This is a genomic window from Aeromicrobium endophyticum (assembly GCF_003586285.1).
GTDB classification, from domain to species: domain Bacteria; phylum Actinomycetota; class Actinomycetes; order Propionibacteriales; family Nocardioidaceae; genus Aeromicrobium; species Aeromicrobium endophyticum.
Genome location: NZ_QUBR01000002.1, coordinates 200,492 through 221,823 on the forward strand (window position 1 = coordinate 200,492; position 21,332 = coordinate 221,823).

General features: G+C 69.9%; 24 protein-coding genes. 21 read left to right on the top strand and 3 right to left on the bottom strand.

Translation table 11 applies throughout. The features are described 5' to 3' along the window. Window positions 1-29: 29 nt before the first annotated feature. From dapA to DX116_RS11620, 14 genes are all read left to right on the top strand, one after another. Window positions 30-947: a 4-hydroxy-tetrahydrodipicolinate synthase gene (dapA, locus tag DX116_RS11550; RefSeq protein WP_119704422.1), complete on the top strand. Its 918-nt coding sequence runs from the start codon at window positions 30-32 to the stop codon at window positions 945-947. Between the two features lie 20 nt (window positions 948-967). Further along, complete coding sequence (locus tag DX116_RS11555; protein ID WP_119704423.1) at window positions 968-2,647, top strand: ribonuclease J; 1,680 nt, start codon at window positions 968-970, stop codon at window positions 2,645-2,647. 7 nt (window positions 2,648-2,654) lie between these two features. After that, window positions 2,655-3,263 (top strand): molybdenum cofactor guanylyltransferase, encoded by a 609-nt coding sequence (gene mobA / locus DX116_RS11560; protein ID WP_119704424.1) that lies wholly within the window; start codon window positions 2,655-2,657, stop codon window positions 3,261-3,263. After that, the gene (locus DX116_RS11565) at window positions 3,256-3,510 is read left to right on the top strand and encodes a DUF6457 domain-containing protein (RefSeq protein WP_147393653.1); all 255 of its coding nucleotides are present in this window, start codon (window positions 3,256-3,258) and stop codon (window positions 3,508-3,510) included. Before mobA ends, DX116_RS11565 begins: the two co-directional genes overlap by 8 nt. A gap of 177 nt (window positions 3,511-3,687) precedes the next feature. Then, entirely contained in the window at window positions 3,688-4,437 is a 750-nt protein-coding gene (locus tag DX116_RS11570; protein ID WP_158591981.1) for a sirohydrochlorin chelatase, read from the top strand. A gap of 309 nt (window positions 4,438-4,746) precedes the next feature. Next, window positions 4,747-5,472: a sirohydrochlorin chelatase gene (locus tag DX116_RS11580; protein ID WP_119704428.1), complete on the top strand. Its 726-nt coding sequence runs from the start codon at window positions 4,747-4,749 to the stop codon at window positions 5,470-5,472. Window positions 5,473-5,689: 217 nt separating this feature from the next. After that, a complete protein-coding gene (locus DX116_RS11585; RefSeq protein ID WP_199716060.1) occupies window positions 5,690-8,191 on the top strand; it encodes an FtsK/SpoIIIE family DNA translocase in 2,502 nt (833 codons plus the stop codon). Beyond that, the gene (locus tag DX116_RS19945) at window positions 8,191-8,631 is read left to right on the top strand and encodes a hypothetical protein (protein ID WP_158591982.1); all 441 of its coding nucleotides are present in this window, start codon (window positions 8,191-8,193) and stop codon (window positions 8,629-8,631) included. The genes DX116_RS11585 and DX116_RS19945 overlap by 1 nt, the downstream gene beginning before the upstream one ends. A gap of 31 nt (window positions 8,632-8,662) precedes the next feature. After that, on the top strand, window positions 8,663-9,283 hold the full coding sequence (locus tag DX116_RS11595; protein WP_119704429.1) for a CDP-alcohol phosphatidyltransferase family protein: 621 nt from the start codon (window positions 8,663-8,665) through the stop codon (window positions 9,281-9,283). After that, on the top strand, window positions 9,280-9,768 hold the full coding sequence (locus DX116_RS11600) for a CinA family protein (protein WP_119704430.1): 489 nt from the start codon (window positions 9,280-9,282) through the stop codon (window positions 9,766-9,768). The genes DX116_RS11595 and DX116_RS11600 overlap by 4 nt, the downstream gene beginning before the upstream one ends. A gap of 33 nt (window positions 9,769-9,801) precedes the next feature. Next, the gene (locus DX116_RS11605; protein WP_119704431.1) at window positions 9,802-10,101 is read left to right on the top strand and encodes a helix-turn-helix domain-containing protein; all 300 of its coding nucleotides are present in this window, start codon (window positions 9,802-9,804) and stop codon (window positions 10,099-10,101) included. A 34-nt stretch (window positions 10,102-10,135) separates the two neighbouring features. Then, window positions 10,136-10,330, top strand: a complete 195-nt coding sequence (locus DX116_RS11610) for a DUF3046 domain-containing protein (RefSeq protein ID WP_119704432.1) — start codon at window positions 10,136-10,138, stop codon at window positions 10,328-10,330. 268 nt (window positions 10,331-10,598) lie between these two features. Continuing rightward, window positions 10,599-11,678, top strand: a complete 1,080-nt coding sequence (recA, locus tag DX116_RS11615; RefSeq protein ID WP_119704433.1) for a recombinase RecA — start codon at window positions 10,599-10,601, stop codon at window positions 11,676-11,678. Window positions 11,679-11,696: 18 nt separating this feature from the next. Beyond that, window positions 11,697-12,215: a regulatory protein RecX gene (locus DX116_RS11620; RefSeq protein WP_233556716.1), complete on the top strand. Its 519-nt coding sequence runs from the start codon at window positions 11,697-11,699 to the stop codon at window positions 12,213-12,215. Window positions 12,216-12,240: 25 nt separating this feature from the next. Here DX116_RS11620 and DX116_RS11625 read toward each other — a convergent pair whose 3' ends face one another. After that, window positions 12,241-12,786, bottom strand: a complete 546-nt coding sequence (locus DX116_RS11625) for a PadR family transcriptional regulator (RefSeq protein WP_147393654.1) — start codon at window positions 12,784-12,786, stop codon at window positions 12,241-12,243. Between the two features lie 46 nt (window positions 12,787-12,832). Here DX116_RS11625 and DX116_RS11630 point away from each other — a divergent pair, with 46 nt between their 5' ends. Genes DX116_RS11630 through DX116_RS11640 form a run of 3 tightly spaced genes read left to right on the top strand, consistent with a single transcriptional unit; the run spans window position 12,833 to window position 14,980 of the window. Further along, complete coding sequence (locus DX116_RS11630) at window positions 12,833-13,924, top strand: WD40/YVTN/BNR-like repeat-containing protein (protein ID WP_119705606.1); 1,092 nt, start codon at window positions 12,833-12,835, stop codon at window positions 13,922-13,924. Between the two features lie 23 nt (window positions 13,925-13,947). Then, entirely contained in the window at window positions 13,948-14,406 is a 459-nt protein-coding gene (locus DX116_RS11635) for a hotdog fold domain-containing protein (RefSeq protein ID WP_119704435.1), read from the top strand. Between the two features lie 37 nt (window positions 14,407-14,443). Then, on the top strand, window positions 14,444-14,980 hold the full coding sequence (locus tag DX116_RS11640) for a hypothetical protein (protein ID WP_147393655.1): 537 nt from the start codon (window positions 14,444-14,446) through the stop codon (window positions 14,978-14,980). Window positions 14,981-15,037: 57 nt separating this feature from the next. On the opposite strand, the gene DX116_RS11645 is transcribed toward DX116_RS11640, so the two are convergent. Continuing rightward, window positions 15,038-16,078: a zinc-dependent alcohol dehydrogenase gene (locus DX116_RS11645; protein WP_119704437.1), complete on the bottom strand. Its 1,041-nt coding sequence runs from the start codon at window positions 16,076-16,078 to the stop codon at window positions 15,038-15,040. 94 nt (window positions 16,079-16,172) lie between these two features. After that, a complete protein-coding gene (locus DX116_RS11650) occupies window positions 16,173-16,532 on the bottom strand; it encodes a hypothetical protein (protein ID WP_119704438.1) in 360 nt (119 codons plus the stop codon). A gap of 101 nt (window positions 16,533-16,633) precedes the next feature. On the opposite strand from DX116_RS11650, the gene DX116_RS11655 reads away from it, so the two are divergent. The 4 genes from DX116_RS11655 (at window position 16,634) to DX116_RS11670 (ending at window position 21,233) form a co-directional block, all read left to right on the top strand. Further along, window positions 16,634-17,254, top strand: coding sequence for a hypothetical protein (locus tag DX116_RS11655; protein ID WP_119704439.1), 621 nt, complete (start codon window positions 16,634-16,636; stop codon window positions 17,252-17,254). A 282-nt stretch (window positions 17,255-17,536) separates the two neighbouring features. After that, window positions 17,537-17,869: a hypothetical protein gene (locus DX116_RS11660; RefSeq protein WP_119704440.1), complete on the top strand. Its 333-nt coding sequence runs from the start codon at window positions 17,537-17,539 to the stop codon at window positions 17,867-17,869. A 31-nt stretch (window positions 17,870-17,900) separates the two neighbouring features. Further along, entirely contained in the window at window positions 17,901-19,370 is a 1,470-nt protein-coding gene (gene miaB, locus DX116_RS11665) for a tRNA (N6-isopentenyl adenosine(37)-C2)-methylthiotransferase MiaB (protein WP_119704441.1), read from the top strand. 174 nt (window positions 19,371-19,544) lie between these two features. Then, window positions 19,545-21,233 carry an alpha/beta hydrolase gene (locus DX116_RS11670; RefSeq protein WP_119704442.1) on the top strand — a complete coding sequence of 563 codons (1,689 nt, stop codon included), beginning with the start codon at window positions 19,545-19,547 and terminating at the stop codon, window positions 21,231-21,233. Window positions 21,234-21,332: the final 99 nt, after the last annotated feature.

Consider the following 21,332-nt stretch of genomic DNA (forward strand, 5'->3'; position numbering starts at 1 on the left):
AGAGGTCGCCAAGCGGTAGCCTCGTGGGTATGACGTCGCCGCTCGCATCTTCGGCCGCGCCCTTCGGGCGCGTGCTGACTGCCATGGTCACGCCGTTCACCGTCGACGGTGAGCTCGACCTCGACGCCGCCCAGAAGGTGGCGTCCCACCTGGTCGACCACGGCAACGACGGGCTCGTCGTCAGCGGCACCACGGGCGAGTCGCCCACCACCACGGTCGCCGAGGACGGACGCCTGCTTTCCGCCGTGCTCGAGGCGGTCGGCGATCGGGCCACGGTGGTGGCCGGGGTGGGCACCAACGACACACGGCACTCCGTCGAGCTGGCCGAGCAGGCCAAGAAGGCCGGTGCACACGGCCTGCTGATCGTCACGCCGTACTACAGCAAGCCCCCGCAGTCGGGCATCCTCCACCACTTCACCGAGGTCGCCCGGGCCGGTGACGACACGCCCGTGATGCTCTACGACATCCCCGGCCGCAGCGGCGTCCAGATCGCCGACCAGACGTACGTCGCCATGGCCGACCACCCGCTGATCGTCGCGATGAAGGACGCCGTCGGCGACCTCGACCGCGGCGCCTGGCTCATGAACGAGACGGGTCTCGCGATCTACTCCGGCGACGACCCGGCCAACCTCCCGTGGCTCGCCATGGGTGCCGCCGGCATCGTCAGCGTGGTCAGCCACGTCGCCGGGCGTCAGTACGCCGAGATGGTCGCGGCCGTCGACGCCGGCGACCTCGCGACGGCTCGCGCGATCAACATCCGACTTCAGCCCGCCGTCCGGGCGTTGATGAACCACACGCAAGGCGCGATCACGTCCAAGGCTGCCCTGCAGCTGCTCGGCGTGCTCGACAACCGCACGATGCGTGCTCCTCTGCCTGCAGCGACCGACGAAGAGGTCGCGATCGTTCGCGACGGCCTCGTCGCTGCGGGCCTCCTTGAGCAACACTGACTCGAAAGCTGAACATCTCGATGAGCCACATGCACCTGGAGCTCAGCGCTCCCCCCGCACTGCCCGACGGCGGTCTCCGCGTCATCCCCCTGGGAGGACTCGGCGAGATCGGCCGCAACATGACGTCGTTCGAGTACGGCGGCAAGATCGTCATCGTCGACTGCGGCGTCCTGTTCCCCGAGGAGACGCAGCCCGGCGTCGACCTGATCCTGCCCGACTTCGGACCCATCCGTGACCGCCTCAAGGACGTCGTCGGCATCGTGCTGACGCACGGCCACGAGGACCACATCGGCGGCGTGCCCTACCTGCTGCGCGAGCGAGGCAACATCCCGATCATCGGCTCGAAGCTGACGCTGGCGTTCCTCGACCCCAAGCTCAAGGAGCACAAGCTCAAGGACGCCCCCAAGTACGAGGTCTCCGAGGGCGACATCATGGACCTCGGGCCGTTCGAGCTCGAGTTCGTGGCCGTCAACCACTCGATCCCCGACGCCCTGGCCGTCGCGATCAAGACGCCGGCCGGCGTCGCGCTGCACACCGGTGACTTCAAGATGGACCAGCTGCCGCTCGACGGCCGCATCACCGACCTGCGCGCGTTCGCACGTCTTGGCGAGGAGGGGGTCGACCTCTTCCTGACCGACTCCACCAACGCCGAGGTGCCGGGCTTCACGACGTCCGAGCGCAACATCACGCCGGCGGTCGACGCGGTCTTCCAGAACAGCACGGGCCGCATCATCGTCGCCTCGTTCGCCTCGCACATCCACCGCGTGCAGCAGGTCATCGACGCCGCTGCCAAGCACGGCCGCAAGGTCGCCTACGTCGGACGCTCGATGGTCCGCAACATGCAGATCGCCCGCGAGCTGGGCTACCTGCACGTGCCCGACGGCGTCGTCGTCGACCGCATCGACGCCGCACCGCCGAACAAGATGGTGCTGATGTCGACCGGCTCGCAGGGCGAGCCCATGGCCGCCTTGTCGCGCATGGCCAACAACAGCCACCAGCAGGTCAGCCTCGAGCCGGGCGACACGGTGCTCATGGCGTCGTCGCTCATCCCGGGCAACGAGAACGCGATCTACCGCGTCATCGACGGTCTCACCAAGCTCGGCGCCAACGTCGTGCACAAGGGCAACGCCCTGGTGCACGTCTCGGGTCACGCCTCGGCGGGCGAGCTGCTCTACTGCTACAACATCGTGCAGCCCACCAACGTGCTGCCGGTGCACGGCGAGATCCGTCATCTGCACGCCAACGCCAAGCTGGCGACGCAGACGGGTGTCCCCAACGTCATCCTAGCCGAGGACGGTTACGTCATCGACCTCGTCGACGGCCACGCGTCCATCACGGGTGCAGTCGACGTCGGCTACGTCTACGTCGACGGCTCCTCGGTCGGCGACCTGACCGACTCCGAGCTCAAGGACCGCCGCGTGCTGGCCGAGGAGGGCTTCGTCTCGGTCGTCGTCGTCATCGACTCGGCCACCGGCAAGATCCTGTCGGGCCCCGAGATCCACGCGCGTGGCATCGCCGAGGACGACAAGGCGTTCGACGAGATCGTGCCGAAGCTGGTGGCCGCGCTCGAGGAGGCCCTGTCGGAGGGCACGCGCGACAACCGCCAGCTGCAGCAGGTCATCCGCCGGGTGATCGGATCGTTCGTGGGTCGCCGCCTGCGCCGTCGTCCGATGATCCTGCCGGTCGTCATCGAGGCCTGAGCCGCCGATGCCGTCCTCGCCGGTCACCTACGACGCGATCGTGCTGGCCGGTGGACGGTCGTCGCGCATGGGCGGCGTCGACAAGCTCCAGGTCGTCGTCGACGGGTGCACGCTGCTGACCCACACCTTGGCGGCCGTCGCGGACGCCCGCCGCGTCGTCGCGGTCGCGCCGCCGGGCACCGCTGGCCTGCCCGCCGACGTCGTCCGCGTGCAGGAGCAGCCGCCGTTCGCGGGCCCGGCCGCCGCGATGGGTGCCGGGCTGGCCGCGCTGGCCGCCCTGGGTGACGGCGTCGCCGAGCACGTCGTCGTGGTGGCGGCCGACGTGCCGCGCGTGGGTGACGTGGTCGACGCGCTGCTGGCGGGTCTCGCGGCCCACCCCGGCCGCGACGGCGCCGTCGCCATGGGTGCCGGAGGGCGCCGTCAGCCGCTGCTGTCGGCCCATCGCTCGCTCGCGCTCACGTCCGCGCTGCTGTCGCACGAGCCGCTGGCCCACCAGTCGGCCACCCGGGTGACGAGCGGCCTCGACCTGGTCGAGATCGACCTGGCCCACGTCGTCGACGACGTCGACACCCCCGCCGACCTGCACCGACTCACCCAGGAGACCCCGCATGGATGAATCCGCCCTCGCCGTGTGGGCCTCAGGGCTGGCTGCCGACCTCGGGGTCGAGCAGGTGCTCGACATCGATGCCGTGCTCGACCTCGCCGCCGACGCCGCCCACGGCATCATGCGTCCGGCCGCGCCCCTGACGACGTATCTCGTCGGCGTCGCGGTCGGCCGGGCCGGGGGAGACCCAGCCCGGGTCGCCGAGGTGATCGAGCGCGTGCGCGTCGCGATCGAGGCCTGGGACGCCCCCGACCCCTGACGCTGACGCGTGGGTTCCGCCCCCGTGAGGCGTGGGTTCCGCCCGGCGCAACCCGCGCGTCGGCGGTGCGCAACCCACGCGTCGGCGTGGAGCGACGTCGGGCCGGACACCTCGGAGCGCCCCGCTCCGATGGCTGTGCGAGCATCCTGGTGCGAACCACGTGACGGAGGTGATGGCATGACGATCTCCCTGGTGGCGACGAGCCACGGCACCGACGTCCCTGCCGCGCAGACGGCCATCACGGCGCTCGTCGACGCGGTCGGTGCGGCCGCTCCGCACCTCGACGTGCGCGAGGCGTTCGTCGACGTCCAGCTGCCCCGGGTCGACACGGCGCTCGACCTGGTCGACGGCCTCGCCGTGGTCGTGCCGCTCCTGCTCGCGCCGGGGTTCCACGTCCGCGTCGACATCGGCTCGGCGGCTCGGCGCGAGTGGGTCGTCGCGGCCGGCACGCTGGGGGCGGACGACCGTCTCACCGACGTGATGCTGCGCCGCCTGGTGCAGGCCGGCGCCACCCGCGACGACGTCGTCGTGCTGGGCTCGGCCGGGTCGACCGACCCGGACGCGTTGCACAGCATCGACGAGGCCGCCGCACGGCTGGGGCGGGCGTGGGGTGCTCCGGTCGCGGTGGGCCACGTCGGCGGATCGGGCACGCCCATGGCCGAGGTCGTCCGCGACGCGCGGCGCCCGGGGCGACGGGTCGTCATCGTCTCGTACCTGATGGCCCCGGGCTTCTTCTACGACCGCATGCGGCGGTGCGGTGCCGACGTCGTCACGGGCCCGCTGCTCCACGGGGGAGAGGTCGCGCACGAGCTCGTCTCGCTCGTGCTCGACCGCTTCGCCGAGGCCGCCGGGCACCTCGACTGGTCCGCCGTGGCGGGGCTCACGGCGCCCGCGCGCACATGTAACCAAATCCGGCCCGTGCGTTAACCGCCTCGAAACAGCCGTCGATGAGGCTGGTGGGGCAGATGGGGGAGACCCTGGTCCGATGGTCGAGGGGGTGCACATGCTGGTCGAACGCACCCTGGCGGCCCCGGACCACCGGGTCTTCGTCGAGGGTCGGCGCAGCGATGTCATTCACGCAACGGCGGCGCAGGGCCAGGCCCTCGGAGCGATCGGCGGGAGGCGCGCTGCCGGCGGAACCCTCGGGGGTGTTCCGTCGGCAGCGTCGCGCCCCGGGTCCGACGCACCCACCGCGGACATCTCGGGTTCCGCGGTCGGACGGACCCGGGGGCCGCGGTGAACCGCAGGCTCATCCTGTGCGCGCACGGCTCCGAGGCCCCCATCGGACGCGCGGCGTTCTCGGGACTCGTCAACGCCGTGCGTCGGGAGGCCCAGGACCTCGACGTCGTCGACGCGTTCGTCGACGTGCAGCAGCCGCGCATCGCCGAGGTCGTGGGCGAGACTGCCGGCCCGCGGGCCATCGTGCCACTCATGCTGGTCTACGACCGGCCGGTCGGCGTCGACATCGTCCAGGCCTCGCACCTCGACCCTGACGTGACGGTCACCGCGCCGCTCGGGCCCGACTGGGTGCTCGCCGAGATCGGCGTCCGTCGCCTGTTCGAGGCCGGGGCGCGCTCGGACGACACGATCGTGCTCGCCGCCGACACGGCCACCGACGACCGTGCGGTCTCCGACGTGGGCAAGGCGGCGCGGCTGCTGAGCGCCGTGTGGGGCGGACGCGTGCACGTCGGCACCCTCGGGGGCCCCGACACGCCGCTGGTCGACGCCGTCGACGTGGCCCGCGCGTACGGACGTCGCGTCGTGGTGTCGAGCTACGTCCTGACCCCGGGCACCGTGCACGAGCGGATGATCGCCGCGGGTGCCGACGTCGTCACCGCGCCGCTGCTCGACGGGGGGCCGCCCGATCCGCGTCTCGTGACGCTCGTGTGTGCTCGGGCACGCTCTCGCGGTGGCTGGACGACCGTCGGGGGAGATCCCGGCCCCCGTCTCGCCCGCTCCTGACCGTCCCCCTGCGGAGCGGTGCCTACGCCACCGAATGACCTGGGCGGTGCCTGCGCCACCTTCTGGGCGCGATATTTGCCTCATACGGTGGCATGCGCACCGCCCGGCGTCAGACGGTGGAGAACTCACCGCCCCGGCGGTGGCGGGCTCACGGCGGTCGGAAGGCGTTCCGCGTGCCTGCGGCACAACCTTCGACCTGTGCTTTACCCTTTGGACCATGGCGACCCGAACGACTTCCCCGCCGCGCAAGCGGCCGTCCGGCAGCCAGGCCCGCAAGAAGCCGACCACGAGCAAGCGCAAGCCACAGGCCCGCAAGCCTGCTGCCCGCAAGCCCGCGGCCAAGACCGGTCCTGGTCCCTTTGCCGTTGTCCTCATCGCGCTGCTGCGCGCCTCCACGGCGCTGTGGCTCGGTCTGGCCGGCATGGTGGGCGCGATCGCGCGCAGCATCGGCCACGGGGCGCGTGACCTCGAGCCCGAGCAGCGCCGAGACGGCGTCGGCTTCGCCCTGCTCGGTCTGGGCATTGTCGCGGCCGGCTCGGTGTGGTCCGACATGCCCGGCGCGGTCGGCAACGCGGTCCGCGACGTCACGTCGAGCGCCGTGGGCCTGCTGGCGTGGGCCGTCCCCATCGTGCTGATGGTCGTGGCCTGGCGCACCCTGCGTCATCCCGATCGCAACGGCCCGGCCGGGCGCCAGGTGTTCGGCTGGGGTGCCATGAGCGGCGGCGTGCTCGGTCTCGTCCACATCGCCCACGGCGTGCCGCGACCGAGCGACCGCGACGCCGATGCGATGCGCGAGGCCGGAGGAGCCGTCGGCTTCCTGTTCTCCGCGATCCCGATGGACCTGCTCAAGACCGGCTACGTCGTCTCGCCGATCCTGGTGCTGGTCGTGGCGTTCGGTCTCCTGGTGGTGACCAGCACACCCGTCTACGCGATCCCCGACCGCCTCCGCGAGGTGCGTGACCTGGCCCTCGGCCGGCACGCCGAGCCGGACGTCGACGCGGCGCCGGTCGCCGAGCCCAAGAAGCGCCGGCACCCGCGCACCGTCCCCGACGTCGAGACCAGCGACGAGCCCTACGACAACCCGCTGGTCGGTGGCCCGGACGACGACGAGCCGGCTCCGGCCCGCGTGTTCGAGCCCGAGCCGATCGTCGCGTTCGAGCCCGCGGTCGAGGAGGACGAGGACGATCACGAGGTCGAGCTTCCGCCCATGGAGCCGATCCCGGCCCGTGCCGAGCAGCTCGCGCTGTCCGGCGACGTGGTCTACTCGCTGCCCGACAGCACGATGCTGCGCGAGGGGTCGCCGCACAAGGCGCGCTCGAAGGCGTCCGACGACGTCGTCGCCCGTCTCACCGAGGTGCTCGAGCAGTTCCAGATCGATGCGGCCGTCACGGGCTACACGCGCGGACCCACCGTCACCCGCTACGAGGTCGAGCTCGGCCCCGCGGTCAAGGTCGAGAAGGTCACGGCGCTCAGCAAGAACATCGCGTACGCCGTGGCGTCCAACGAGGTCCGCATCCTCAGCCCGATCCCCGGCAAGTCGGCGATCGGCGTCGAGATCCCCAACGTCGACAAGGAGATGGTCTCGCTCGGCGACGTCCTGCGCTCGGCCAAGGCGCGCAGCGACCACCACCCGATGGTCATCGGCCTCGGCAAGGACGTCGAGGGCGGCTACGTCGTGGCCAACCTCGCCAAGATGCCGCACCTGCTGGTCGCGGGCGCGACGGGCTCGGGCAAGTCGAGCTTCGTCAACTCGATGATCTCGTCGATCCTCATGCGCTCCACCCCCGAGGAGGTGCGCATGATCATGGTCGACCCCAAGCGGGTCGAGCTGACGGCCTACGAGGGCGTCCCGCACCTGATCACGCCCATCATCACCAATCCCAAGAAGGCCGCCGAGGCGCTGCAGTGGGTCGTGCGCGAGATGGACATGCGCTACGACGACCTCGCCAACTTCGGCTACCGGCACATTGACGACTTCAACAAGGCCGTCAAGGCCGGCAAGGTGCAGCTGCCGCCCATGAGCGAGCGGGTGCTGGCGCCCTACCCGTACCTGCTGGTGGTCGTCGACGAGCTCGCCGACCTGATGATGGTTGCTCCAAGAGATGTCGAGGATTCCATCGTCCGTATCACTCAGCTGGCACGAGCAGCTGGAATTCACCTGATCTTGGCAACCCAAAGACCTTCAGTCGATGTCGTGACGGGCCTGATCAAGGCCAACGTGCCGAGCCGCCTGGCGTTCGCGACGTCGTCGCTCGCCGACAGCCGCGTCATCCTCGACCAGCCAGGTGCTGAGAAGCTCGTGGGCCAGGGCGACGGCCTCTTCCTGCCGATGGGCCAGAACAAGGCCATGCGCATGCAGGGGGCATGGGTCACCGAGGCCGAGATCCACACGATCGTCGAGCACTGCAAGGCGCAGCTGCAGCCGACCTACCGCGAGGACGTCACCGCAGTGGCGGCCGCCAAGCGCGAGATCGACGACGACATCGGCGACGACATGGACCTCGTGCTGCAGGCCATCGAGCTGTGCGTCACGACGCAGTTCGGCTCCACGTCGATGCTGCAGCGCAAGCTGCGGGTCGGCTTCGCCAAGGCCGGACGCCTCATGGACATCCTCGAGAGCCGCGGCATCGTGGGTCCGAGCGAGGGGTCCAAGGCGCGCGACGTGCTCGTCAAGCCCGACGAGCTCGAGCAGTGCCTCGCGACCATCCAGGCGGGCTGATGACCGACGAGGACTTCGAGATCAGGCGCCGCACGGGGCTGTACCTCGTGATGGTCCTGGTCTGCCTGGCGGTGGCGGGCGGCTTCGGCTGGCTCGCCGCCGACCGCGAAGAGCCCCTGTACGTCCTCCCGGTCGTCGTGATGGTCGTGGTGGCGGCGACGTACCTGCGCGGACTGCGCGACGCCCGCACGCCCCTGTTCGTGGCCGACGACCACGGCGTGCGCCTGCGGGCCGACAAGGGGTGGGTCGGCATGTTGTGGGGCGAGGTCGGCGACATCAAGGTCGAGCGGCGCGAAGGCGTCCGGCACGATCCACGCATCAAGGTCGTCAGCTCCGACGGCCGACGCTTCTACACGTCTCCCGTGGGGCTCGCCACCAACGTCTCGCCGGGCGAGGCCGAGATCCAGTTGGCGCGTCGGCGCGAGGCTGCCGCATACTGAGGTTTCGTTCCAGCCGCACCGAGAGGGACTCATGGACGGGGCAACCCAGCCGAGCAACCTGAACATCGCGAACGCACTGACCGTCGTGCGGATCGTCGGAGTGCCGTTCTTCGGATGGCTGCTGCTGGCCCACGACGGCGAGTCCATCGGCTTCCGCGTCGCCGCCTGGGGGGCCTTCGCGCTGCTGATGATCACCGATCGCATCGACGGCGACCTGGCACGCAAGTACGACCTCGTGACCGATTTCGGCAAGCTCGCCGACCCGATCGCCGACAAGGCCCTGACGGGCATGGCCTTCGTCGGCCTGGCGATCATCTTCAACGACGAGTCGTTCGGCTGGCTGTTCTGGACCATCACGATCGTGGTGCTGGTGCGCGAGTGGGGCATCACGGTCATGCGCTTCTTCATCAAGAAGTACGACGTCATGCCCGCCAGCCAGGGCGGCAAGATCAAGACGACCTTGCAGGCCTTCGCGATCGGTGGCTTCGTGCTGCCGCTCGAGATCTGGAACAACCCCCTCACCGACCTGCTGCTCTTCATCACCTGGATCCTGATGGCGGGCGCGGTCGCGGTGACGGTCGTGACCGGCGTGATGTACGTCCGCGACGCGCGCACGATCCGTCGCGACGCCCGGGCTGCCGCAGCGTCATGACGGTGGCCGCCGAGGTGGTCGACGCGCTGCGCGCCGCCGGAGCGACGATCGCGACCGCCGAGTCGCTCACGGGTGGCCTGGTGTGCGCCTCGCTCGTCAGCGTGCCCGGCGCGTCCGACGTGGTGCGCGGGGGAGTCGTCGCCTACTCCGCCGACGTCAAGATCGCGATGCTCGGTGTTGACGAGGCGCTCGTGGCAGATCGGGGCACGGTCGATGCCGAGGTCGCGGCATCCATGGCCTCCGGTGTGCGCGACCGGCTCGGCGCGACGTACGGCGTCTCGACCACCGGGGTGGCCGGTCCGGGGCACAGCGAGGGCAAGCCCGCCGGCACCGTCCACGTCGCGGTGGCCGGGCCTCAGGGCGTCGAGACCACGCTGCTGCGGCTGTCCGGAGACCGCGACGAGATCCGCTCCGGGACGGTCGATGCGCTGTTGTCGTGGCTGGTCGCTAGGCTGGGGGAAGAATCTCGCACTCGTCGAGGTTGAGCACTACATGGCAGCGATGGACGGAGGCGCCCGATGACCGCGATGCGACAGCTCGTCGGTGAGGTGCTCCGCGCGCGCCGCATCGCCCAGGGTCTCACTCTGCGCGACGTGTCGAGCAAGGCACGTGTCAGCCTGGGCTACATCTCCGAGGTCGAGCGTGGCCAGAAGGAGGCCAGCTCCGAGCTGCTCGCCGCGCTGGCCGGTGCCCTCGAGGTGCCCCTGTCCAAGGTCCTGCTCGACGTCAGCGCGATGCTCGAGCTCGAGGAGGCGTCGGTCGACCAGATCGCCAGCATCTCCTCGATCGCTCCCGACGTGTCCGTCTCGGCCGCTTGACGTCGTCCGTCCCCGTCTCCTGCGGATCAGCTCGATGAGGCACAGCGAGTTCTGGGACCTCATGGACCGTCATCTCGGTGCGGGCTACGCCAAGGTCTGGGCCGACACGCACGTCATGGGCATCCTGGGCGGACGCACGGCCGTCGAGGCCCTCGACGCCGGCGAAGACCCCAAGACCGTCTGGCGAGCCGTGCACGCCACGCGCGGCCTGCCCGCCTCCGAGCGCTGACCTACGGCAACCCATGCCCGCCCTCCCCGCGAGTGGTGCGGATCGGTCGGAACGAGACGGCGTGTCGGTCCGAACCGCACCACTCAAGGCCCGAAGTGCACCACTCGGCGTGTCGCGACCCCTCGAACACCTGTTCGGGTTAGAGTCGTGCACAGGTTGGACGCCAGGAGGGCGACATCCACAGGCGGGTCGATGAGGCTCACTTATGTCTGAGGGTCCTTCTAGCGTCGTCGATGACCGGCCACCCACCAGCAGAAACGGACCCACCATGGCACAGCCCAACAGCTCCCTCGCGACGAGCAAGGACAAGGACAAGTCCCTCGAGAACGCGATGGCACAGATCGACCGCGCCCACGGCAAGGGCGCCGTCATGAGACTGGGCGACCAGGCCCGCGCGCCCATCGAGGTCATCCCCACCGGCGCGACGACGCTCGACATCGCGCTCGGCATCGGCGGTCTCCCGCGCGGCCGAGTCGTCGAGATCTACGGCCCGGAGTCCTCCGGAAAGACGACCGTCGCGCTGCACGCCGTGGCCAACGCCCAGCGCGCCGGCGGCGTCGCGGCCTTCATCGACGCCGAGCACGCGCTCGACCCCGACTACGCCCGCAAGCTCGGCGTCGACACCGACGCCCTGCTGATCTCCCAGCCCGACAGTGGCGAGCAGGCGCTCGAGATCGCCGACATGCTGATCCGCTCGGGTGCGCTCGACATCATCGTCATCGACTCCGTGGCGGCCCTCGTGCCCCGTGCCGAGATCGACGGCGAGATGGGCGACAGCCACGTGGGTCTGCAGGCCCGCCTCATGAGCCAGGCGCTGCGCAAGATGACCGGCGCCATCAACGGCTCGGGCACCACCGCGATCTTCATCAACCAGCTGCGCGAGAAGATCGGCGTCATGTTCGGCTCGCCCGAGACCACCACGGGCGGCAAGGCGCTCAAGTTCTACGCCTCGGTCCGCCTCGACGTCCGCCGCATCGAGACGCTCAAGGATGGCACCGACATGGTCGGCAACCGCACTCGCGTCAAGGTCGTCAAGAACAAGCTCGCTCCGCCGTTCAAGCAGGCCGAGTTCGACATCATGTACGGGCAGGGCATCAGCCGCGAGGGCAGCCTGATCGACGTCGGCGTCGACATCGGCCTGGTTCGCAAGGCCGGTGCCTGGTACACCTACGACGGCGACCAGCTCGGCCAGGGCAAGGAGAAGTCGCGGCAGTTCCTCAAGGACAACCCCGACCTTGCCGAAGAGCTCGAGAAGCGCATCATGGAGGCCAAGGGCATCGGCCCGCAGGCCGACAAGCCGGCGCTCGAGGTCGTCGACGGGCCCGATCTGCCGGCCACCGAGTTCTGATCAGGCAGGTTCTGATCCGTGGCGCGCACGCCTGTCGACGAGATGACCCCCGAGGAGCTGGCCGGCTTCGCCAAGGAGATCGTCATCCGCAAGCTCAGCGAGCGCGCCCACAGCCGCAGCGACCTCGCTCAGGCACTTGCCAAGAAGCAGGTGCCTGAGGGGGTCGCCGAGGCGACGCTGGCCAAGTTCGAGGCGGCCGGGCTGATCGACGACGAAGACTTCGCCCGGTCCTGGGTGCAGGCTCGCCAGCGCGGCAAGGGGCTCAGCTCGCGGGCCCTGGCCAACGAGCTGCGCACCAAGGGCGTCGACGACGAGATCTCCAAAGAGGTCATCGGCGAGCTCGACCCCGCGGCCGAGCTCGAGGCCGCCCATCGTCTCGTGCGCACCAAGCTGCGCTCGATGTCCCGCTTCGACGACGCAACCAAGACCCGACGTCTCGTCGGCATGCTGGCGCGCAAGGGCTATCCGTCCCAGATGGCCTTCCAGGTCGTGCGCGACGAGCTGGGTGCCGAGGCCGCGCCGCTCGACAGCATGTGAGGCGGGCTGGCGGCGAGCGTCGGCGTCACAGTGAGTCGCGGGTCCGCTCGATCGCGGTGGCCTCGGCGTCGAAGAACGTCAGCCCCCAGTCGGCGACCCGAGCGGCGTAGGCGACCGACTCCCGGTCGCCGAGCATCTCGCGCACGGCCTCCAGCTCGCGCCTGCGCTCGACCAGCGCTTCCTCGTAGCGGTCGAGCATCGCCGCGACCTCGTCGGCGCCCATCATCGCGCCGAGCATCAGCCGCAGGGCGACAGGATGCTTGAGCACCGGAAAGTCGTCGGTCGGCTCGTGCAGCCAGGTCGTCAACGCCGTCCGCCCCGCCGAAGTGATGCGGAACCGGCGCGTGGGGCGCCTGCCGGACGCTTCCTCCTCGGTGCTGACGTAGGCGTGTGAGCGGAGCCGGTCGAGCTCGGTGTAGATCTGGCTCATGGCCGGCGAGACCCAGTAGAAGCGCAGCGTGAAGTCGGCGCGCTGCTTCAGCTCGTAGCCGGTCAGCCCGTCCTGGTTGTCGCTGTCGATCACCAGCAGGCTCAGCAGCGCGTACGAGGTCATTGACAAGGGAGAAGCCACGGTCCTAGCGTACTGTTCCTATTCGGAATACCGGAGGGCGATGGTCATGAGTGACGCGATCCTGCTGGCAGGCACCCGCAAGGGATTGTTCATCGGCCGCTCCGACGAGCACCGCACGCCCTGGCAGTGGGACGCTCCGGTCTTCCCGATGGAAGAGGTCTACTCGGTCGCCATCGACGAGCGAGGATCGTCGCCGCGGCTCCTCGCCGGCTCCACGAGCATGCACTACGGGCCACAGGTGCTGTGGTCGGACGACCTCGGGCGCACGTGGGATCGGTCGCACGCCGGCACCGTCCGGTTCCCGGAGGGCCTCGGCGCCTCGGTCGAGCGGGTGTGGCAGATCGCGCCCTCACCCGCCGAGGGTGACGTCGTCTGGGCGGGCACCCAACCGTCCGCCTTGTTCCGCTCCGAAGACCGCGGCGAGACCTTCGAGCTGGTGCGAAGCCTGTGGGACCACCCTCACCGTCCGGAGTGGGGCGAGGGCTTCGGGGGTCAGGCGATCCACACGATCGTCCCGCACCCCACCGAGGGCGACGTCGTGACGATCGCGATGTCGACCGGCGGTGTGTACCGCTCGACCGACGGTGGAGCGAGCTGGACCCCGCACAACCGGGGCATCACCACCGAGTTCCTGCCGGGGGAGCCGCCGGAGTTCGGTCAGTGCGTGCACAAGGTCGCGGTCGACGCCGAGGACCCCGATCGGCTGTACGCGCAAAATCACGGCGGTGTGTTCAGGTCGGACGACGCGGGTCGCAGCTGGACCTCGATCAGCGCGGGTCTGCCGGCCGATTTCGGGTTCCCGATCGTGGCCCACCCTCACCGAGGCGGCACGGTCTACGTCTACCCGCTGGTCGGCGGTGACCAGCGGTTCCCTCCCGAGGGCCGTCCGGCCGTGTGGCGATCGACGGATGCAGGACAGACCTGGGAGGAAACCGGCCCCGGAATGCCGGTGGAGGCGTGGACCGCGGTGCTGCGCGATGGCTTCAGCACCGATCGCGAAGACCCCGCCGGGCTCTACGTCGGCACGCGGCACGGGTCGATCTGGGCCAGCAGCGACGACGGCGGCTCGTGGTCGGAGATCCGTGCCAACCTGCCGGACGTGCTGACGGTCCGTGCGGCGGTGCTGACGTCCGCGTAGTTACCTACGGGTAACCTGGTGGGATGTCGTCGACTCTCGCGCTCTACAAGAAGATCACCGCGCTGCCGCAGGGCAAGCGCATCTTCTCGGTCCTGTTCTCGCAGAAGGCTCCGTACTTCGCCTCGGTGCACCTGAGCGTCGAGGAGATGAAGCCTCACCTGGGGCAGGTCGTGGTCCCCAAGCGCCGCTCGGTGCAGAACCACATCGGCACGGTCCACGCGATCGCGGCGTGCAACGGCCTCGAGGCGGCCATGGGCCTGCTGGCCGAGGCGACGTGCCCGCCCGACATGCGCTGGCTGCCCAAGGGCATGGACGTGCAGTACCTCGCCAAGTCGACGACGTCGCTGACGTGCACGGCCGAGTCCACGGAGGCCGACTGGGCCGGGGCTCCCGACGTGCCCATCACGGTCAAGGCGGTCACGAAGGACGGCACCGTGACCGTCGCCGGCACGATCCACCTGTGGGTCGTCCCGAAGAAGTAATGGCACCGCGCTGAGGCCCTGGGTCATACTCGACCGCATGGGGGATCGGAGTCGTCATTGTCGCGTCGTCGGGGGCGCCGGGTGCGTGGTCGTCGTGGCGGCGCTGCTGGCCGCGTGCAGTCCCGAGCAGGTCGGCACGCTGGCGCTGACGCAGCGTGACGGCAGCCCGGTCGTCGCGGTGATGCGCTGCGACGACACCGCTCTGGAGCGAGTCGCGATCTCCCACGCGGGGCCGTTGCGATCTGACGGGCCACGCCAGTCGGTCGTCGACGCGCGCTGGTCCACCGACCAGGAGGACGACGACATCATCGTGCTCGACACGTCCCGCCCGGGCCGCGAGTGGGACGTGCACAAGCGTGTCGGCGACCTGGACGACGACGAGACCTATTCGGTCTCCGCCGGTGGCGACACGGACCACTCGATGGGTTCGGTCGGTTTCACGACGGCCGAGCTCGCGATGCTGCCGGAGGGCCGGTGGCTGACCGCCGACAGCGAGCCCGAGGCGTCCACCGGGGTGCGACCGACCGTTACCAACCTGAAGGCGCTGCGGTCGCATTTCTGCGGCGCCGGCTGATCTGCTGGTGATCGTGGCTCACCGCAGGTGAGCCGGGTGATCCGCCGGGTCCGGACGTCAGCGCGTCGGGTCGAGCAGCACCTTGGCCTGCGACGTGCGACCCGAGTCGAGCTCGTCCATCATCGCTGCGAGACCGTCGAGCCCGATCGTCGCGGTGTGGAGCGAGTCGACCTGCACGGAACCGTCGGCGAGCGAGCGCATCGCGCCGACGAAGTCGTCGTGCGTGTAGGCGAGCGAGCCGATCACGGTGAGCTCACGTACCTGCCAGTCGCCGTAGCTGACGGTCGAGTCGGTCATCGGGAAGCCGAGCAACGACAGCGTGCCGCCGCGGCGCACCATCTCCGACGACGGCTTGAGCAGGGCGGCGGCACCGGTGCACTCGTAGAGGACGTCGACGCCGAGGCCGTCCGTGACGTCCTGGATCCACGCGGCCGACGCGTCGCCCGGCGCGACGACGTCGGTGAAGCCGAGTGCAGTGGCGGCAGCACGGCGCTCCTCGTTGGGCTCGATGACGAGCAGGCGACCGGCGCCGGCGTGGCGGGCGTGCTGGGCGGCGAGTAGGCCGATCGGTCCGGCGCCCTGGACGACCACGACTGCGCCGAGGGGCTGACGTGTGCGGCGCACGGCGTGGAACGTCACCGCCGTCGGCTCGACGATCGCGGCCTGGACGTCGGTCAGGCCGTCGATGACCGGCATGACGCGTCGCGCGGACACGACGAGCGACGTCGCGAATCCGCCGTGGGCCGGGGCATCGGGGGTGACGCCGTTGGCCTCGGCGAAGGCGGTGTCGCAGTGATCGGCATGGCCGGCCAGACACATCGCACACGTGCCGCACGCGGGACCGACGCACGCGATGACCCGCTGCCCGGCGGCGACCGACGTGACGTCGGGCGCGACGCGCGCGATCCTCCCCGTCCACTCGTGCCCGAACGTCGCGGCGGGGATCTGCCCACCGGACGTGTAGTTGTGCGTGTCGGTCGCGCAGATGCCGCAGAGCGTGATCGTGACCTCTACCTGGCCCGGCGACAGCTCGTCCGGGGCGGTCTCCTGGTCGAGGACGAGCGAGCTGGGGGCGTCGATGCGTGCATAGGTCGTCATGTTTCCACCGTAACAAGTGGTTGAAACATGAACTAGTCCACCAGTGCTCGCCTTGGTACATCCGACCTCGAAGCGCTAGGACCGAGTCCTGCTTCTAGGGCGCGGTCGAGGTGAGGGAGAGCCGGATCGCCCAGCCGACGAAGAGCGAGATCGGGATGCTGGCCAGCGCCACGGCCGTCGCCGAGACGAGGACGACCAGCCCCTCGCCGCGCCGGCCGCTCATGATCATGGCGAGGCGGCCGGTCAGGAACGCGGCGAAGCACAGCACGGCCGCCACCGCCGTGGCGACGACGATCGCAGCATGCGTCCGGCCGACGAGGACCTGCCGGTCGTCGACACGGTGCCCGAGCAGGACGCTGGCGACGACCAGGGCCGCACCGGCGAGGAGGAGGAGCTCCGGCCAGAACCGGCGGCCGACACGTCGTGTGCCGACGTGGGCGATGGCGGGCTTCATGATGTGCCGAGGCTAGTCGTGTCGCACCGTCGTTCCAGCAGATTGACAGGGTGTCTGGGTAGGCTCATGCTTTGCTCAACTCTTCTGACCTAGGCGGCACCGTGAAGCGCATCCTGATCGTGTTCACCGCCCTCGTCGGTCTCGGGCTGGTCGCCGGCGCATCCACGGTGCTCGTCGAGGGCGCCGACCGCTCGGGGCAGCCTGAGATCGCGCAGGGTCCGACGGCCATCGCCCGACCGGCCGGTGGCGACGCGCAGCCCGCGGTCGACGTCGAGGACGCTGGTGCCGTGCGGGTCGTCGACCCGATGCTCGTCGTGAACAAGGACGGGTCAGCCGCCGTGGGAGCCTTCGCCGACAACAGCACGAGCTCGGACGTCACCCTGATGGGTGTTGCCGTCTGGGTCGATCGGCAGCCTGTGCGGGTCAGCTCCACGGAGATGTGGCTGCCGGTGCTCGCCGGTGATCGTTCCCAGGTCGGCGCTGCCTCCGACGCGGGGGGCTTCGTGCTGCCGAGCGGGATCGTGCCCGGAGCGTCTGCGGAGATCGCGTTCCGGTTCGACGACGGCACGTGCGTGCTCGCCGACGTCGCTGCCGTGGCGCGCTCCGACGAGCACGACGGGATCTATCCCACGAGCAACAGGCCGATCGGTCCGGTCACAGGCGGCGCCCCGCCGCCGCGTTCGACGCCGTGTGGCAGCGATCAGGACGACACCACCTCGTAGCGGGCGACGGGCAAGGCCCTGGATAAAGTGGCGACCTGTCACCGTGCCGTCCCACGTCCGACCAGGAGCGATGTGATCACCCGTTCTCCCTCCGCCGAGCGCCGCGTCATGCGCCTCGTCCAGCTCGTCGCTGCATCCTGCGCATCGTTGGCACTCGCCGCGTGCTCGTCGTCCGATCCGGGCGAGCCCTCAGCCGGTCGGGGTACGCCATCGGCGACTGCCTCGGCCAGCTCGGCTGCGCCGACCGCCGCCTCGCCGTCGACTGGGTCCGGGAAGACTGACGTGATCGACACGTACTGCGCCGCCACCCGTGCCGCTGGGGCAGCCAAGGCCAGCACGGTCGGCGAGGACCTCGCGGCCACGCGGGCCCAGGCCAAGGCCACGAGGGCGCTCTCGTCCCTCCCGGACGCACCCCCGGGCATCGAGGTGTTCGCAACGTCCGCCGACGAGTCCGCTGCCGTGCTCGAGCAGTTCCCGGCCGGCGACCAGGTCGCCGACATCGGCCTGGACCCCCGCTTCGCGGCGGTCGCGAAGAAGGCGGCCGGCGATGCGGGCTACCGCGAGTTCATCAGCTGGACGATCCAGACCTGCAAGCTGGCGCCGTCCGGCGGCTGACCTGGGCTCCGCCACGTATCATCGACCAGTCATGACGAAGACCTACGAAGTGCGCACCTACGGCTGCCAGATGAACGTCCACGACTCCGAGCGCCTGGGCGGATTGCTGGAGACCGACGGCTACGTGCGGGCCGAGGACGGCGCGACGCCCGACCTCGTCGTGTTCAACACGTGCGCGGTGCGCGAGAACGCCGACAACAAGCTGTACGGCAACCTCGGCCACATCGCCTCGGTCAAGGAGAAGAACCCCGGCATGCAGATCGCCGTGGGCGGCTGCCTGGCGCAGAAGGACCGCGACACCATCACCAAGAAGGCGCCGTACGTCGACGTCGTCTTCGGCACGCACAACATCGGCTCGCTGCCGGTGCTGCTGGAGCGGGCGCGGATCGCCGAGGAGTCGCAGGTCGAGATCCTCGAGTCGCTCGAGGTCTTCCCGTCGACGCTGCCCACCAAGCGCGACTCGGTGTTCGCGGCCTGGGTCTCGATCAGCGTCGGGTGCAACAACACGTGCACGTTCTGCATCGTCCCCGCCCTGCGCGGCAAGGAGAAGGACCGTCGCCCCGGTGACGTCCTCGCCGAGATCAAGGCCCTGGTCGCCGACGGCGTGGTCGAGGTGACGCTGCTGGGCCAGAACGTCAACGCCTACGGCGTCGAGTTCGGCGACCGGCAGGCCTTCGCCAAGCTGCTGCGCGCGTGCGGCGAGATCGAGGGCCTCGAGCGGGTCCGCTTCACGAGCCCGCACCCCAAGGACTTCACCGACGACGTCATCGCGGCGATGGCCGAGACCCACAACGTCATGCCGCAGCTGCACATGCCACTGCAGTCGGGCTCCGACCGCGTGCTCAAGGCCATGCGCCGCTCGTACCGCCAGGACAAGTTCCTCGGCATCATCGACCGCGTCCGCGAAGCGATGCCCGACGCGGCCATCACGACGGACATCATCGTCGGCTTCCCCGGCGAGACCGAGGAGGACTTCGCCGCCACGATGGACGTGGTGCGGCGCGCCAGGTTCACGAGCGCGTTCACCTTCCAGTACTCCAAGCGTCCGGGCACGCCCGCCGCCGAGCTGCCCGACCAGCTGCCCAAGGAGGTCGTGCAGGAGCGCTACATGCGCCTGACGCAGGTCGTCGACGAGGTCGCGACCGCCGAGGCCAAGAAGCAGGAGGGCCGCGTCGTCGAGCTGCTCGTGGCCGACCACGAGGGCAAGAAGGACGGTGCCACGCGGCGCCTCACTGGTCGCGCCCGCGACAACCGGCTCGTGCACTTCGTCCCCGGCGACCACGACGTGCGCCCCGGCGACATGGTCGAGGTGCGGGTCACCCACGCCGCGCCGCACCACCTCGTCAGCGACGACGCGCCGCTGGCCTATCGCCGCACGCCGGCCGGTGACGCCTGGGAGTCGCGCCAGGGACGCACCGAGGTGCGCTCGGTCGGCCTCGGCATGCCGACGCTGGGTGTGCCCGACCCGCTGCCGGTCGTCGAGTCGGCCTGCGCGATCTGACGATCGCCTCCGCCCCCGGCGGGAGAGCTCGGTCCTAGGACCGTCCGGACGGTACAGCGTGTCTGGGTCGACGTTTCCGTTTCGACACCGATTTTCTGTTGCGCAACGAAACCGTCCGTGTGATGTTGGGCGGGTCGGTCCGGCACAGGGTCGGTCGATCCCATTGGGGGGAACATGCAGAAGAAGATCATCGGGACGTTGGCGGCCGCGGCCGTCGCGACCGCGACGCTGAGCGGAGCGGGCCTCTCGTCCGCGCAGGCCGCACCGGCGGACGAGGGCGTGACGATCGCGAAGTCGTCGATCAACTGGGGCACGTGCACCAGCGCGCGTCTGCAGAAGGCTGGCGCCGAGTGCGCCAAGGTGGCGGTCCCGCTCGACTGGGCCAAGCCGCGCGGCAAGAAGATCAAGATCGCGATCTCGCGCATGAAGCACACCGTCAAGAAGAGCAAGTACCAGGGCGTCATGCTCGTCAACCCCGGCGGACCCGGCGGATCGGGCCTGTCCCTGTCGCTGCTGCAGGGTGCGATCCCGGAGTACCGCGGCCAGGACGTCGGCGGCGCGTACGACTGGATCGGCTTCGACCCTCGCGGCGTGGGCGAGAGCGAGCCCGCAGTGAGCTGCGACCCCAACTGGGCCGGCTACAACCGTCCCAAGTACGACCCGACCAAGAAGGTCCCGTACCGCACGTACAGCAAGAAGGACCCGTGGCCGCGCATCACCAACGCCTACACGCGGGCGTGCAAGGCCAAGAACAGCAAGGGCATCCTGCGTCACCTGACGACGAAGGACGTCGCCCGTGACCTCAACCTGATCCGCCAGCGTCTCGGCGCCAGCAAGATCAACTACTACGGCTTCTCGTACGGCACGTACCTGGGCCAGGTCTTCTCGTCGATGTTCCCCGACAAGGTTCGCCGCATGGTCTTCGACGGCACCGTCGACCCCCGTGGCGTCTGGTACGAGGCCAACCTCAGCCAGGACAAGGCCTTCGACCGCAACATCAACATCTGGTTCAAGTGGCTGGCCAAGAACGACAGCACCTACCACCTGGGCAGCTCGAAGACCGCGGTGCGCAACAAGTTCTACGGCACCCGTGACGCCCTGTACTCCAACCCCGTGACGGCGCCCGGTGGCGTCCACGGCGGCAGCGACAAGCTCGGTGGCAGCGAGTGGACCGACGCGTTCCTCAACGCCGGCTACTACGAGTCGACGTGGACCGACCTGGCCAACACCTTCTCGTCGTACTACAACAACGGCGACGTCAAGGCGCTCGAGTCGGCCTACCTCGACGCATCGGGCTTCGGCGACGACAACGGCTACGCGGTCTACCTCGGCGTGCAGTGCACCGACACGTCGTGGCCGCAGAGCTGGAAGAAGTGGCGCGCCGACAACCAGCGCATCGCCAAGAAGAATCCCTTCCTGACGTGGTCGAACGCCTGGTACAACGAGTCGTGCCGTCACTGGCCGGCCCCGTCGCGCACGCCGCAGAAGATCAACGGGTCGAAGGTCAAGAGCGTCCTGATGCTCAACGAGACCCTCGACGCGGCGACGCCCTACGAGGGCAGCCTGCAGGTCCGCAAGCTGTTCCCGGGTGCGAGCCTGGTCGCGACGCAGGGTGGCACGACGCACTCCAACTCGCTCAACGGCTACGCGTGCGTCGACAACAAGATCGCCCGTTACCTGTACAACGGCAAGCTGCCCAAGCGTGCCAAGGGCAACCGCGCCGACGCGTACTGCAAGGCGATCCCGCAGCCCAGCCCTGAGCCGGTCACCGGTTCGGCGCAGCTGTCGTCGCAGTCCGAGAAGGCCCGCACTGTCCTGCAGCAGGTCCGGCTCGAGCAGCAGAAGATCGCAGCGCCGCGCTGACCCCGGGGTCCGCGTGACGTGGACGGCCCGCCCCGCTGGTGCAGGGGGCGGGCCGTTCGACGTCCGGCGACGTCGACGTCGCGTCGCCGACACCCGATG